Consider the following 14,027-nt stretch of genomic DNA (forward strand, 5'->3'; position numbering starts at 1 on the left):
AACCTCCTACTTCCATAAAAATGGCGGGTAGCCTTCCAGGTCTCCACGAATAGTCCGCGCTAACAGCATTGCCTGTATATGAGGCACCAGCCCCCAGCAAAGCTTTTCCTCAAGAAATGGATGGGTAATCATCTCTTTCTTGCGCTGCTGCCATGCCGACAAGAACTGTTTTCTTCCGTCTTCATTGAGCAATACCGCTCCATCTGCTTGCGTCTCAAAATGCGCCGCTTTCATAATCTTTCGATTGATTAAAGAAAGCACAAACCGATCTGCCATAATCCCACGCAGTTCTTCCATCATATCCAGTGCCAAAGACTTTCTACCAGGTCTATCACTGTGTAAAAATCCTACGTAAGCATCCAGTCCAACGCCCTCCAGTGCACCTGCACAATCATTTCCAAGCAAAGTGTATGCAAAGGAAAGCAGCGCATTCACTTTATCCAGCGGCGGTCTGCGATTGCGACCGCAAAACTGAAAATCTTCTTTCTGATTGATAATCAAATCATCAAAAACTGCAAAATATCGAGATGCCAGCTCACCTTCAATGCCACGTAAGGAATCCAGCGTATCACATGTGCGAATCCCGGAAATCCCTTGATGAAGCTGTCCAGAAATTTCTTTGATACGCTCAATATCAACACGCAGACCGTGATCTCTGACAGTCCGCTCCAAACTCCACCTGCAGTTAAAAACTTTTCCCAAAATCATTGCCTTTGCATATGACAAACTTCTATCTGTATCATCCGAAATTCGATATTGCTCTTTTCGTAGCAGCACATTTCCATATGGTATACCTGAAGTGCGAGCCAAGAATTTGCCTTGCGGCGAGAAAAAACTCAGCCCAATTTCTTTCCGTGCACAGGCACCCATCAGCGCTGGTGAAGCACCTTTATACGAGAAACTGACAATCTGCTCCAGCGTATGAAGCGGAAATCTTCCGGCAGTTTCCGCATCACGAAGGATTACTACATTTTCTCCGTCCAGTGCCAAATACACATCCTCAGAAAGTACATATAATGTATTGAGCAGCTTCTTCACTACAATGCACCTCCTTCTCCCAGTCTATCTGCGATGTACCGTTCCACATTAAGTTTCTTGTTCAATTTCGGCAAACAAAGATCCTTTAACGAACAGCTGCGACATTTTTTACTGGTTTTGACTTTTGGCGTATTTCCCTTCCTGTAAAGTGTATGCATTTCCTCGCATAGCTTCTCAACTTGTCCTCGAAGTGTCATATCAAAAATAACTTCCGTCCGGCGCTTATTTTCGCCATAAAACAGGTACCCTTTGGGAATATCCGTGAGAAACATCTCCTCCAGACATATTGCCTGAGCACAAAGCTGTACTGCATCTTCGCATCCATCTTTTTCTGTTCCTCGCTTGTATTCCACCGGTACAACATCCCACGTTCCGTCATAATTGGACAATGTTATGCCACCACACGCTCTGTGAAACTCCACTACATCACACTGCCCGGAAAGCCCCAGCCGCCGTGAGGCAATGCGAAGACCTCGCATGATGATTAAATCTCCACGCTTTTCTGCAGACGATTCATCATGCGCCTTCTTATGCATCAAAATCCCTGCTGTGGTCTGATAGTTTTCCGCCCACTGCTGTTCTACATGAATGAGCGCCCACTGCCTGCGACAAAAGGCAAAGTGCTGAATGCCCGAAAGCTGGATGTATTCTTCCTCCGTATACATAGCCATTTTATATGCCCTCTATGATTTCAGGCTCCAAATCTTCTAAAGGTAGCAGAGTAATATCATAATCGTCCAAACAGGTTGCCAATTTTTCTGGTTCTTTCTGCTGAATCTGCAGAGAATCATGCACCTTAGCAGAAGAATACTGTCCAATCTTATTGTTATGTCTCCACCAAAATAGCTTAACAATTTCCATGCTTCCATCTGGACGTGCCGAAGATGCGTCATTGACAAAGAGTGTGCGCAGCGCTTCTTTCAGCGCCTCTGCGTCTTCCTCCGTAAAGCCTGTTTTCTCCGCCAGTTGTACATTGATTGAACCCTTGATCTCATAAAGACCGAATCCAATCCGATGCTTCATTCCCATGGTATCAGACCCTTTTTTGTTGCCAGGCTCACTGTTTACACTCTTTGTAATCTGCTGGCTGATCACTTCTACGGAAGATATACTCTTTGCCTGATGAATCGATACCGGCCCCCGTACACCCACAGAAACGCCTTCCTTCGGCGCTGCTCCTTTAAAAGCGAACACCTGTCCAAACGCTCTCACATCATACCAAAGTTCACAGGCTTGTTTTGCGAATTCCTCCGAGGAAAGTCCTGTCGGGAGATTGGTTTTGACCCGATCACTGAGACTCTTTTCTCCGTCATCACAACGTTCTTCAGACTGCACAAAAATCTTTTCTCCATTATCCTGCAAACGGTTACGCAGTTTTCTTTTAATGCATACGTCTGAAATCTCGCCTCTCCCATCATAAGTAGTTCTTGGGCGATTTCCATCCAGTGGGTTGCCGTTTGGATTGGCGTCTGTTACTGCTGCCAGCGCAATAAAATCAATCTTGTTCTGTAAAATACTCATTTGGTTTCCTCCTCTTTTTCCTCACTTTTCGCTTTATTCTTCCATCTTAGGTCTTCCCGTTCAGCATAATATCCGGTAAGATAGAGATAGCCCAACGCTTTATTTTCTTTATCAATTCCTATTAGATTTAGAATTTCGCCAATTTCCTGTCGATAAAATTCCCTCTTCTGCGGCGGTAAGCTCTCTAAATATGGAATCGATTTTTGTTCTAATAAAGCCAAAGTCGATGCTGGACGCTGCACATACATACTTTGCATCCTAATCGCATTCGGTTCTCTGTTTTCATCCTTCCCATAGGTACTGCGCTCTATCTTCTCATATACCGCCAGCAGCCGTCCATAACAATAATCTCTATTTTGCTCTTTTCTATCCAGCGCCATTTCAATCTCCTTTCCATACGTCTGTTTCCAATATTTTCGAATCAATGCGCAAGCTGTGGACAATATGTATTCTCTGTTTCTCTTTGAGAACGACAGCGGTTTATTGCACTGTCTGAAAATCCCATCCACAAAATCTCGCGGCAGTATTTTTCCATCCACGATACAGTGAAACAATCTTTGATACTGCATAATCATCAGTTTGTCATTGACATACAGCATCGATTTTCCCTGCTGGTTTTCTCGTTCCACACCAAATGCGTTGTTTACGATTTGTATAATTTCCGGTGTTTTTACAACAAGCTTCCGTTTTCGATCCGCATCAAATACGGGAAACGTCCAACAGCAGTCTTGATACCAGTTTTCAATTCTTGCGAAGAACTCCGGCGCCTTCATTGCATGATAATACACAATAGAAAGCCGTCCCGTGGTCGCCGCTTCCATCGCCATAATTGCAATATCATCTGAAGTCTTAAATTGATTCTTATGCCCGTTGATGCACTTTTTCAGCTGCGTCTTATACTCCGGCATTGTGGTTGGTTTCGAAAAAATACCCTCATCAGAGGACGAGCCAAACAGATTCTCTCCAACCTGCGGCACATGCTTTCCCGCAGGATTCCAACATAGATAAAAGCGTTTATCCGTTTTACCAACATAGAACCCCTGCTGTTTCGCCAGCCAGCGCAATGCATTATGCGCTTTTTGGGATGCTTCATAACTGACAGCATACGCCTCTTCTCCCGTATAAAATCTCCCCCGATAGGTAAAATCTTTATCATCATTGGCAGAAATCAACTTCGCGCCATAACTGGCTGCCAGTATGCCTTTCGGATGATTCGCAGAAATCACACCTGTTTCTCCCGTCAGATAACAAATATCCTCTCTTGCCTCCTGTGCTTTTTTCTCCAGATAGTAATGCTGATAATCCTCTATTACCTGTAAATTCTGCCAGCAATTTTTTTCACCGGAAAGCACGTCGATCTGAAACCTGACGATACACTTATCATAAGTATTTCCGCCAATTTTGTTTGTTGTTAGCTTTCCTTCTCCGTCAAGTTTCACCACTGCAGCCTGGATCAAATCTGCCATAAGCTGTTCTTTAGACAGATACGCATACACTGCTTCTATTGTTGCATTACTGTAATTAGAATCTTTCCATGCTGCCAGCCCTTCTATATACTTTGCAAACCGTCCTTTTGCAGTTTTCGCTTCCTTTTCTGACCTCGCATACCCGGCATAATCTCCCGCTACATAGGTCAGATTATCACAAAGGGGGTGAGGCGCATCACCGCTGGAACGGCTTGCTGATTCTTCAGTCACAGGAATAATACAGGCAGCAGCCTCTTTGTCTTCGATCGAACGAGCACCGGTTAGATTGCCCTGTAAATCCAGACTGACTTCAATTTGCGCGCTGGATTCCATATGCGCAATAGGACAAAGATACACGTCACTTTGAAAATTAGCGACCATTCCGGGATTTTGATCATAGGTATCACATGCCATTTTCATCCAGGTCAAAAATATCACCTCCTGTTTTATCAACTGTTTCAAAATTCCCATAGACAGCGCCAAACGGTTTGACTTCCATTTCGCGTACCGGACGATGGATACATGCCTGCGGACGATCAAAGGTAATCACCCCGTTATGCATCACGCACCTCCAAAGCCGCACTGTCATTTTGTTTTTCGTTTCCTCAGAGTAAGCCTCATCCGCATAGGTGATGCCATGATACATCATGCCAAAATCCAATTCCGGCGTATGATCGTATGCACCGTCTCCCTCGCCGAAAACACAAGGCTTCACATACCCCTGGCACTCTCGCGTGCCCAGAAAGATATCCCGCCGTCCTCCGCGTTCAATCATTCGTTTCGCAATCTGAAAATGTTTATGTTCATTTCTATCTTCTGCAAGCTCCGGTCTGTTTTCATTCCAGACAAAATGTGCTCTAACCTGATATCGACAGCCTTTTAAATACGTATAAAAAGACAAATCATTTTTGCTGCTGGTATACTTGATGGGACGAATTCCCTTGGATTCTGTCTGAATCGGTTCCATCACCCTGACCGCGTCAACAATCCAGGTCAGTGTCGGTTTCCAGTAAATACTATGTAAGATGCCCTTCAAAGCCTCATAAGTCGGCACCTGATACGAAAACTTTTCACCGCCGACCCGATTGATCGGATCTGAGAAAAGTGCATAATCACCGGAAACTTCAAATTCTACGATGTTTTTATACTGCATGTAATCCCTCCATTCTTTAAGCGTTTAAAAAGTCTCCCTTTTTTTCATATTGATCGATCCTGACGCCTTCCCTACTGTCGTAGGCTGCTGAGTCAAGGAAGATAACACCGGGAACCCGATTTTCGTCAATCTTTTGATCTTCTCGTAATTTGGCAAGTTCCCAATCAAACAGACTGACTGTATAGGGGCGCAGCTCCGCCAGTTGTTGTTTTACAAAAGATAAGTCTCTGATTACGCCATTGCTGAAGCCGTGTTTTGACGTCAGATTGTCAATCGCTTTTTTCGCATCATCGTCAAATTCCACAATCACATCTGTCTTTTTTGTATCAAATACCTCACAGTTCTTGCCTGCTGTTAAAAAAGCCTGCCGTAAAATGCGTTTCCGATCTTCATTGCACCGATTCACACTGAGCAACTCCAATATCGAAAAATCGAGGTCGGATGTCTTTACAGGGTAGGTAATTTGCTTTTTAAAATATGTAGACTCCATAAGAGCTTTATAATATGCAGAGATTGTATCTTTGGACAACAAATCAACTTTACCTCTTTGCAGATTCAGAATCTGTCTGCAGCAGTCCTGTACCTCTTTAATCTCCCGCAGAAATCGCAAGCTTTCTTCCTGCAAATTCACGATAAACATATCACAGATGTGGTTCCACTCGTTGCCTCGGTTACACCGACCTGCTGCCTGCACAATATTCTCAATCCCGGCAAGAACCCGGATGACACACTGGAACGAAAAATCGATCCCGCATTCCACCATCTGCGTTGAAATACAGATCACTTTTCGGTCTTCACGGAGTCCCGGCGTTTTCCCAATGGCAGCAAGCACCTGTTCTCTATGTTTTCCACATAACGCTGTCGAAAGGTAATACAGTTCCCAGTCGTTTTCTTTGCACTGTTCCAGTTTACGATAAAGTTCTTTCGCCGTATTCTTTGTATTGCATATGACAAGCAACGAATCCTTTTGCAGTATCTGCTCCTGCGCAAAATCCGCTAGTTCTTCCAAAGACATCCCCTCCGGAGTTGTCCGATCCACAATGTTTACCCGTTTAAACACTTTGTTCGTTTCTTGATCCAGACGCACCATCTCTGCTTTTTCGCCAAAATGCACCGGCCAATTTAATCGATCAAATGCCGGCTGCGTTGCAGAGCAAAGTACAATGGTGGTACCGCAGCATGCAGCCAGAAATTCCAGCTGTGCGGCAAAAAGCTGCATAAATTTCAGCGGAAGCATCTGTATCTCGTCAATCACAATGACACTGTTGCACAAGGATTGCATACGCCTGATCGCGCTGGTTTTCTCCGAAAATAAAACATGCAGAAGCTGTACCATCGTGCTGACTATAACCGGCGCGTCCCAGCTTTCCGTCAGAAGCTCGCGTTGACTGCAAGCTTCCTCATCTTCCTCCGTATTCACCACATTAGAATGATGTTCCAGCACCGCATTAGGATCTTTCAAATAATCCTTAATATCCTGGCTGTTCTGATCCAGCACGCTGAGAAGTGGAATGATGAATATAATCCTGTCTTTTTCGTATTCCATGGCATGGGCAAGGCTATAACGCAAGGACGATAAAGTCTTGCCGCCTCCCGTATCAACAGTCAATCTATAGATACCACCTTCCCGTTTCGCAAAGGCTTTACACTGCTCCGAGATTTGACCTCTCACCTTGGAAATAGCTGTCGTATACTTAAATTCTGTCCGCATCTTTTCTTCCATAACAGTAAGCTGCTCCTGCCAGAAATCCTTGCTGCCCTGGTATCGTGCTCCATTCTTTTCTTTGGTTTTCTCATCGTTCTTCTCATCATTGAATTCCGCCGTATCTCTGCGATCGCCTTCTATTACCGCAGAGGAAATCAGTCTGGTGAGATATCCGCAGCAAAGTTTCTTTCCTTCGCTCTGAAAATCCTTAATCTGCAAAATCTTCTGCACCACATGCCTTAATTCCTCTATTGATTTCAGAAACAGGGCGTCAACTTCCTGCTCATCTGCAACTTCTTGAAAAAAATTGTGCACCACTTCCGAATAGCCTATTTCTTCTTCCGGCGTTTCAACCCGATGCGACAGTCCGTCCTTGGCACTAGGATCTAACGGCTTGTAAATATCCCACAGTCCATGATGCATCCCCACTGCTGATGCCAGTATTTCACAGGCAAGTGTACTAAGGGTATCTTTTTTCTCTAAGTGCTCTGCTTTTTCCATAATAAACTTTACCGCTGCAAAGGTATGATTGATTTTGGCAGGATGTTGCTCTGCTACAGATTCTTCAAGATACGTTGTAAAGGCTGCTCTACACTTTCCCATATCGTGTAATAATCCTGCAAGAAATCCTGTGTTGGCAAGCCCTGCATGTTTCAGACATTCCCCTGCATATGCAGCAGTCTGGCGCGCATGTTCGCGCACAGACTGCTCTCTAGAATTCCCATCTCTTTCCACCAGATGTGCTAAATGGACATCTTTTTTTCTAGCCATTTTTTCACCTCCTTGTTGCTTTATTTTTTCTCTATTATACTCTCTAACGTAAATATATGCAATCATATTTTCGTTAAAATGGAAAATCATTTTGCAACTTGATTTTCTATTTTGGCTATGTTAGAATTTTCGTGTCTGGAAATTCCAGTGGATTGAAATGTTAAAATGGATAATAAAAAGAGTTTGTTTCGGTTTTCTTATCGAATCAAACTCTTTACCAAAACCCCAAAATAGGAGTAAACAAACATGCTTTTATACCACGGAAGTAATACAATTGTAGAAACACCTCGTATCCTGATACATGGACACTTCAAAGATTTCGGCTATGGATTCTACTGTACTGAATTAGAAAAACAAGCCGCAAGATGGGCGCTCACAAAACAGCCAACGCATATCATCAATGTATATGATTATGAAGAAGATAAAAATTTACACATGCTGCATTTTCCTGCATTAACAGAAGCATGGCTTGATTTTGTAGTCAATTGCAGACGCGGAATTGAACATGACTTCGATATAGTAGAAGGTCCTATGGCAGATGACACCATTTGGGATTATGTAGAAGATTTTACACGCGGTATCATTTCCAGAGAGGCCTTTTGGGCACTTGCAAAATTCAAATATCCAACACACCAGATTGTCTTTTGTACAGAAAAATCTCTTCCTACTCTAAAATTCAACAGGAGTGTTTCTTTATGAAAAAGATTTATTTTTTAGATGAACCAGTAACAGAAAATGACCTTTATTTTCTCTGCTATATGATTGAACGGATCAGCAGACGGCTTCACAGGCATAACAGTTACATCGTAAATACTATCAGCAAAGACCAGTGGCTGCACCTCATCCAAAGCGCCGCAGTCCTGCATTGTGAAAATCCATTACAGGTGGAAGACGACTGGATTGCAAATTATGATTTGACCCAAGGGGATTTTGACATTATGGAAATAAACACTGACCTGGCGCCAGAAAACCTGCCCACAGCTACGCAAATGGGAAAAGTTTATCAGCGGCTTATCGTCGACACGATCACCAATGATGAAACCTATATAGACGCCCTGCTTCGCATCTATAACGCGCCCATATGTGATATACTGGACGACTACACAACCGGCGCCTATTACGAGCCTTCCTACTTTATCGCCCGCGCGTATGCAAACGGTGGATTCTAACTCAATTTCAAACGCACATTAAAACAGGGCCGCTCAGCGACCCTGCTTTTTTATATATAACCTATCACTCCTCCAGTTTCCATATGTGCTTATCCCTGCGAAACATCAAACAGGTAACCACACCCAAAATGCCAATCACGAAGAAGAATAGCGCTGCACCAGCGCCTTTTCCACTGCCGAACAGACTGCACCACAGGCTGGCAGTACCGGCAGAAGACTGTACTGCCATAAACGGCTCAAAGACCCTGTCAACCAGCAGACCACCTAAAAGATAACCGATAGGAATGGTGAAAAACTGCAGCGTATTTCTTGCCGCATACACTCTGCCCTGCATTTCAACAGGGATATGGCTGCGCATAACTACATCCATATTGGCGTTCATAATCGGAATCCAGATCCATCCCAGCACTCCGCCGATACACCACACCGGTATCGAAGTACCTAAGGCTAAGATAAAATTCTCCGTACTCATAGCTAATAGAAGCGTATTACAGATAACACGGATTCGGCTTTTCGGCTCCGGCAGCAGCGAAGCTGCAATACTGCCTGCCAACATAGCAAGCCCCGTTGCCGTATTGACTGCCGCAAGAGCGGTTTCTCCTCCGCCTGCTCTTGACAGCAGCATTGCCGGAAAAGCTGCATTGTACATAGATGCCGTCAGATTAATTGCCGCCAGAAACAACATTAGGTCGAGAATCCCTCTATTGCTCCACAAATAGGAAAGTCCTGCCTTTGCAGACTGTACCAGAGGCTCCTTGCCTTCTCCTGCACACTTGCCCTCAGGAATTTTTATCCATAGGCACAGCGTTACAAAGGCGCATAGAAAAGTTGCCAGGTCAAAGTAAACCACCGCGGATAGACCAAACACTGCGTATAGTGTCGTTGCTGCTATTGGAGTCAAAATATTTACCACAGAGCTGGACAGCGACCGCAAGCCTGACACCCGTTGGTAATGCTTCTTCGGCACAATCAAAGTCACCGTCACATCTACTGCCGGCTGCTGCACCGTCCCCATGAGACCGTTCAATGCGTTTAGCGCATAAAGGTGCCAGATTTCCAGCTGCCCCGTTTTTAAAAGCACAAGCACCACGAATGTGCAGACCGCTGCAAAGCTGTCGCTTACCAGCAATGTCAGCTTTTTGTTCCACTTATCGCTGAGGGCGCCTGCAAAAATGCTCATCGCAACATAAGGCGCATACGAGCATACTGCCAAAAGCGCCGTCGTCAAAGCAGATCCCTTCTCCTCATATGTCCACAAAATCAGCGCAAAACTGGTCATCGAACTGCCCAGCAGCGACAAGGACTGAGTAGACCACAAAATTAGGAAACTGTGAAGTTCCTTACATATCATTTTTAAATTGTTCATAAGACTTTGCTCCTTTTTATTTAGATAATTTCCAAATAGACTGCAAAGCCCTTGGGCGAATCTCCGTTCACTCCATACAAGTTCACCCTTAAGCCTTGCATGGAGCTGCTGCAATAGCCAGTTTCATCATTTTCACTCCCTTCATGCAAAATTCTAAGTAAAAGTATATCATATAATCTTATCCTTGAAAACTGCACCAAAGAAAATTTTCGTTCCTAACACATGTTTTGAAAAAGGTAAAAAACTCACAGCACAGCCCCTAAATAAACACCCGCCACGCATCCAACGCGTGGTTTTCTTATATATAAAATGACCAGCTCCTATCAGCGTGATAGGAGCTGGTCATTTTTAAAACGATTTTATCGCTGGCATTTTTCTTTCAGTTTTTCCCACTGTTCGTCCACATAATTCTGCGCATCTTCAATCATCCACTCATTGCCCTTTGCAAACATGTGCTTAAATCTGCCCTGCTTTTCGAGGAAACGTTCCACCGGCAGTTTCTTTGCAGGCTCATAAGTCAGCTTCCATACGCCCTGCTCAATCTCATAAAGCGGCCAAACGCAAGTATCCACAGCCAGTTTACAGATTTCCGCAAGATCTTCCATCTCGTATCTCCAGCCTCTGGGACAAGGAGAAAGTATGTTGAGGAAACACGGTCCTTCAGTGTAAATCGCCTTGTGTGCTTTGTTATGCAGGTCTCTAAAATCTCCAAGGAAAGTAGTCTGCGCTGCATAAGGCACGTTGTGCGCAGCGATGATTTCTGTCAAATTCTTCTTGTTCTGTACTTTTCCATAGGACTTGCTTCCTACCGGTGTAGTCGTCGCATCTGTAAAACGAGGTGTTGCAGATGAACGCTGAATCCCCGTATTCATATACGCTTCGTTGTCATAGCATACATAGACCATATCGTGTCCACGTTCCATCGCCCCCGATAGAGACTGAAAACCGATATCATAAGTACCGCCGTCTCCGCCAAAGCAGATAAACTTATAGTTGTCCTTAATTTTACCTCTCTTCTTCAGCACATGATAAGCCGTCTCTACGCCGCCGGTCATGGCTGCTGCATTTTCAAAAGCACTGTGAATATAGCTGTCCTCATAAGCTGTATATGGATACATAAAAGTGGAAACTTCCAAACAGCTTGTCGCATTGGATACTACTGCTTTATCTCCTTCGTCAAGGGCACGAAGCACGCCGTTTACGGCAACGCCCGCACCGCAGCCAGCACAGAGTCTGTGTCCTGGTACAAATCTATTTTTCTTTTCTAATTCTGTCTTTAAACTGTAAGCCATGTCTATCTATCCTCCAAATCTCTAACGCCGATATGTCTGTAAACCTGGCCGACCTGACCTGTTTCTATCATTTTAAAGAGGGCGTCGTAAATTTCTTCGTAAGTGGAAATGGTTACATCTCTGCCACCAAGACCATATACGTAATTGACTGCCATCGGTCTTTTTGCAAGATCGTATAAAGCACTTCGCGTCTCTGCAAAAATAGGACCGCCGCAAGCAGAGAAACCTTCGCTCTTGTCCATTACCGCTACAGCTTTTACTTTGGAAAGGGCTGCCGCCAGCTCCTCCATCGGAAATGGTCTGAACACTCTCAGCTTAATGAGACCAACCTTTTTGCCTTCTGCACGAAGCATGTCCACCGCAGCTTTTCCAGTTCCTGCGGAGGAGCCGATTACTACTACCGCCGCTTCTGCGTCATCCATATAGTACTCTTCAAAGAACCCGTATTTTCTGCCGGAAACTTTCTCGTATTCCTTTGCAACTTCCAAGATTCTTGTCTTGGCGTCTTTCATGGCTTCAGCCTGCGCTTTTTTAATTTCCATATAGTATGGAGAAACGCCATAAGGACCTACCGCAAGAGGATTTTCAGCCTTTAAAAGATAGTTTTCCGGTTCGTATTCTCCAACGAAAGCTTTTACATCTGCATCATCGAGAAGCTCGATATTTTCAACAGCATGGCTCGTAATAAAGCCGTCCTGACAGATCATAATCGGCAGGCGGCAGCTTTCTGCAATCGGCATTGCCTGAATATAGTTATCGTAAACTTCCTGATTATTTTCTGCATAAATCTGAATCCAGCCTGCATCTCTGCAGCCCATGGAGTCGGAGTGGTCGTTATTGATATTAATAGGACCGGTCAGCGCACGGTTTACCACTGCCATGGCAATCGGCAGTCTGGAGGAAGACGCTACATAAAGCAGTTCCCACATCAAGGCAAGACCTGCGGAAGAGGTTGCCGTAATTGCTCTTGCACCTGCTGCGGAAGCTCCGATACAGGTGGACATTGCGGAATGTTCAGATTCTACTGCTACAAACTCTGTGTCTACCAGACCGTCAGCGATATACTTGGAAAAATACTGTGGAATTTCTGTAGATGGTGTAATCGGAAACGCCCCCATCACATCGGGGTTAATCTGTCTCATCGCCACTGCAACTGCTTCGTTGCCGCTCATTCTGTCTTTTACTGCCATTTACTTTTCCTCCTTTCCCATAGTGATTGCCCCAAAGGGACATACTTTTGCACAGACGCCGCAGCCTTTGCAGTGATAAAGGTCTGTATCCTCTCTTCTTCCGTCTTTCACCGGTATCGAAACATCTGGACAAAACGGCACGCACAGCATACAGTGCTTACATTTTTCTGCATCGAAGAAAGGGGTTAATACTCTCCATTCTCCGGTATTTACTAATCTGGAAGTGCCCGGTTCATAGATCTCTGCCCCTGTGGTCAGCTCCTGCCACGCACTTTGCTCGTTGATATTCTTTGCTAATTTCATCTCGACTTAACCTACCTTTTAACTTAACCTACTTTTACTTCGTTCATGGACATCTTCAGCGCTTCCATATTGCCTGCAATCACGCCGGGCTTGTTCGCAAATTTATGGCTGAAGGAAGTTTCCATATCCTGCAGAAATTTCTCATTGTCAACGACATTGCTGACCTTTACTACAGCAGCAAGCATCGGTGTATTTGGAAAGTTCTTTCCCAGTGTAGCAACAGAAATTTTCTCTGCATCTACTGTGCACACCTTTCCCCGATAGCCGCGTAGCAGCGGTCTCAGTTCTGAAGGCTCCTTGCTGCTGTTAATGATAATCGCGCCATCTTCAGAAAGTCCCGCTGTCACATCTACAGTATGCAGCAGGGTTTCATCTACCACAACCACATAATTAGGGTTATAAATATTAGAGTGAACTTTATTCTCATGATCAGAAATCCGATTATAAGCCGTAATTGGCGCGCCCATTCTCTCCGGACCGTATTCAGGAAATCCCTGTACTTGTTTTCCGGAGCTAAACGCTACATCGGCTAATAGCAAACATGCTGTTTTGGCGCCCTGACCGCCTCTGCCGTGCCATCTGATCTCTACCGTATCGTTATTCTTTTGCATTCGTTTTCCTCCTATTAATTAAAGATCTGTTCCAGATCACTTGCTTTGCTGCAGCCTGTTGACAAAAATGTCCTATTTCGCGAAATTTGTCAATGTCGCTCGCTATGAGGCGACGCTTCGCAAGGTGCTTTTCTTGAAACATACGGAAATATCGAAGACCCAATATTTCTCCTATGTCATAAAAAAACTCCGTCCTGTATCAGGACGGAGATATAAAATCTTCGCTTAACCACCTGCTACAACATACCATCATATGTTCTTCCGATTACGGGGAAGGCCCGTCAGCACTTACTCAACCGCCGCATTTATTAACACAGGTTAGTCTTTCAGCCCTGCAACTCAGGAGTGATATTCAATCTATGCCTACATTCAGTACCGGGCTTTCACCATCCCCGGCTCGCTCTTACCTTTTTGGCGTAAATCTACTGTCTCCGTCAAAGTC

The 14,027-nt window shown here is 44.6% G+C and carries 13 protein-coding genes; 2 read left to right on the forward strand and 11 right to left on the reverse strand.

Annotation, left to right across the window (positions count from 1 at the left end; genetic code table 11):
* Positions 1-6: 6 nt before the first annotated feature.
* From cas1c to cas3, 6 genes are read right to left on the reverse strand one after another with little or no spacing between them, the layout of a single operon-like run.
* A complete protein-coding gene (gene cas1c / locus V1225_RS13560) occupies positions 7-1,038 on the reverse strand; it encodes a type I-C CRISPR-associated endonuclease Cas1c (protein ID WP_338546855.1) in 1,032 nt (343 codons plus the stop codon).
* Positions 1,038-1,709, reverse strand: a complete 672-nt coding sequence (gene cas4, locus V1225_RS13565; RefSeq protein ID WP_251632301.1) for a CRISPR-associated protein Cas4 — start codon at positions 1,707-1,709, stop codon at positions 1,038-1,040. Before cas4 ends, cas1c begins: the two co-directional genes overlap by 1 nt.
* Before the next feature lies 1 nt (position 1,710).
* Positions 1,711-2,559: a type I-C CRISPR-associated protein Cas7/Csd2 gene (gene cas7c, locus V1225_RS13570; RefSeq protein WP_160202802.1), complete on the reverse strand. Its 849-nt coding sequence runs from the start codon at positions 2,557-2,559 to the stop codon at positions 1,711-1,713.
* Positions 2,556-4,445 (reverse strand): type I-C CRISPR-associated protein Cas8c/Csd1, encoded by a 1,890-nt coding sequence (gene cas8c, locus V1225_RS13575; RefSeq protein ID WP_243151097.1) that lies wholly within the window; start codon positions 4,443-4,445, stop codon positions 2,556-2,558. Before cas8c ends, cas7c begins: the two co-directional genes overlap by 4 nt.
* On the reverse strand, positions 4,429-5,178 hold the full coding sequence (cas5c, locus tag V1225_RS13580) for a type I-C CRISPR-associated protein Cas5c (RefSeq protein ID WP_160202804.1): 750 nt from the start codon (positions 5,176-5,178) through the stop codon (positions 4,429-4,431). Before cas5c ends, cas8c begins: the two co-directional genes overlap by 17 nt.
* A 16-nt stretch (positions 5,179-5,194) precedes the next feature.
* On the reverse strand, positions 5,195-7,654 hold the full coding sequence (gene cas3, locus V1225_RS13585; protein ID WP_338546856.1) for a CRISPR-associated helicase Cas3': 2,460 nt from the start codon (positions 7,652-7,654) through the stop codon (positions 5,195-5,197).
* A gap of 246 nt (positions 7,655-7,900) precedes the next feature.
* Here cas3 and V1225_RS13590 point away from each other — a divergent pair, with 246 nt between their 5' ends.
* Positions 7,901-8,353, forward strand: a complete 453-nt coding sequence (locus tag V1225_RS13590; protein WP_160202806.1) for a DUF3990 domain-containing protein — start codon at positions 7,901-7,903, stop codon at positions 8,351-8,353.
* Positions 8,350-8,823, forward strand: coding sequence for a hypothetical protein (locus V1225_RS13595; protein WP_160202807.1), 474 nt, complete (start codon positions 8,350-8,352; stop codon positions 8,821-8,823). The genes V1225_RS13590 and V1225_RS13595 overlap by 4 nt, the downstream gene beginning before the upstream one ends.
* A gap of 64 nt (positions 8,824-8,887) precedes the next feature.
* Here V1225_RS13595 and V1225_RS13600 read toward each other — a convergent pair whose 3' ends face one another.
* From V1225_RS13600 to V1225_RS13620, 5 genes are all read right to left on the reverse strand, one after another.
* Positions 8,888-10,189 carry an MFS transporter gene (locus V1225_RS13600; RefSeq protein ID WP_160202808.1) on the reverse strand — a complete coding sequence of 434 codons (1,302 nt, stop codon included), beginning with the start codon at positions 10,187-10,189 and terminating at the stop codon, positions 8,888-8,890.
* A gap of 359 nt (positions 10,190-10,548) precedes the next feature.
* Positions 10,549-11,481: a thiamine pyrophosphate-dependent enzyme gene (locus V1225_RS13605; RefSeq protein ID WP_338546860.1), complete on the reverse strand. Its 933-nt coding sequence runs from the start codon at positions 11,479-11,481 to the stop codon at positions 10,549-10,551.
* 2 nt (positions 11,482-11,483) lie between these two features.
* Positions 11,484-12,671 carry a pyruvate ferredoxin oxidoreductase gene (gene porA / locus V1225_RS13610; RefSeq protein WP_338546862.1) on the reverse strand — a complete coding sequence of 396 codons (1,188 nt, stop codon included), beginning with the start codon at positions 12,669-12,671 and terminating at the stop codon, positions 11,484-11,486.
* On the reverse strand, positions 12,672-12,974 hold the full coding sequence (locus tag V1225_RS13615; protein WP_160202811.1) for a 4Fe-4S binding protein: 303 nt from the start codon (positions 12,972-12,974) through the stop codon (positions 12,672-12,674).
* Positions 12,975-12,997: 23 nt separating this feature from the next.
* On the reverse strand, positions 12,998-13,585 hold the full coding sequence (locus tag V1225_RS13620; RefSeq protein ID WP_251632307.1) for a 2-oxoacid:acceptor oxidoreductase family protein: 588 nt from the start codon (positions 13,583-13,585) through the stop codon (positions 12,998-13,000).
* Positions 13,586-14,027: the final 442 nt, after the last annotated feature.

Origin of the sequence: Emergencia sp. JLR.KK010 (assembly GCF_037018265.1) — a bacterium.
Lineage (GTDB): Bacteria > Bacillota > Clostridia > Peptostreptococcales > Anaerovoracaceae > Senimuribacter > Senimuribacter intestinalis.

Bases quoted from the DNA above. Each gene is read 5' to 3' on its own strand.
- cas4 (WP_251632301.1), bottom strand. From the start codon at position 1,709: ATGGCTATGTATACGGAGGAAGAATACATCCAGCTTTCGGGCATTCAG.
- cas7c (WP_160202802.1), bottom strand. From the start codon at position 2,559: ATGAGTATTTTACAGAACAAGATTGATTTTATTGCGCTGGCAGCAGTA.
- cas8c (WP_243151097.1), bottom strand. From the start codon at position 4,445: ATGAAAATGGCATGTGATACCTATGATCAAAATCCCGGAATGGTCGCT.
- cas5c (WP_160202804.1), bottom strand. From the start codon at position 5,178: ATGCAGTATAAAAACATCGTAGAATTTGAAGTTTCCGGTGATTATGCA.
- cas3 (WP_338546856.1), bottom strand. From the start codon at position 7,654: ATGGCTAGAAAAAAAGATGTCCATTTAGCACATCTGGTGGAAAGAGAT.
- V1225_RS13590 (WP_160202806.1), top strand. From the start codon at position 7,901: ATGCTTTTATACCACGGAAGTAATACAATTGTAGAAACACCTCGTATC.
- V1225_RS13595 (WP_160202807.1), top strand. From the start codon at position 8,350: ATGAAAAAGATTTATTTTTTAGATGAACCAGTAACAGAAAATGACCTT.
- V1225_RS13600 (WP_160202808.1), bottom strand. From the start codon at position 10,189: ATGAACAATTTAAAAATGATATGTAAGGAACTTCACAGTTTCCTAATT.
- V1225_RS13605 (WP_338546860.1), bottom strand. From the start codon at position 11,481: ATGGCTTACAGTTTAAAGACAGAATTAGAAAAGAAAAATAGATTTGTA.
- porA (WP_338546862.1), bottom strand. From the start codon at position 12,671: ATGGCAGTAAAAGACAGAATGAGCGGCAACGAAGCAGTTGCAGTGGCG.
- V1225_RS13615 (WP_160202811.1), bottom strand. From the start codon at position 12,974: ATGAAATTAGCAAAGAATATCAACGAGCAAAGTGCGTGGCAGGAGCTG.
- V1225_RS13620 (WP_251632307.1), bottom strand. From the start codon at position 13,585: ATGCAAAAGAATAACGATACGGTAGAGATCAGATGGCACGGCAGAGGC.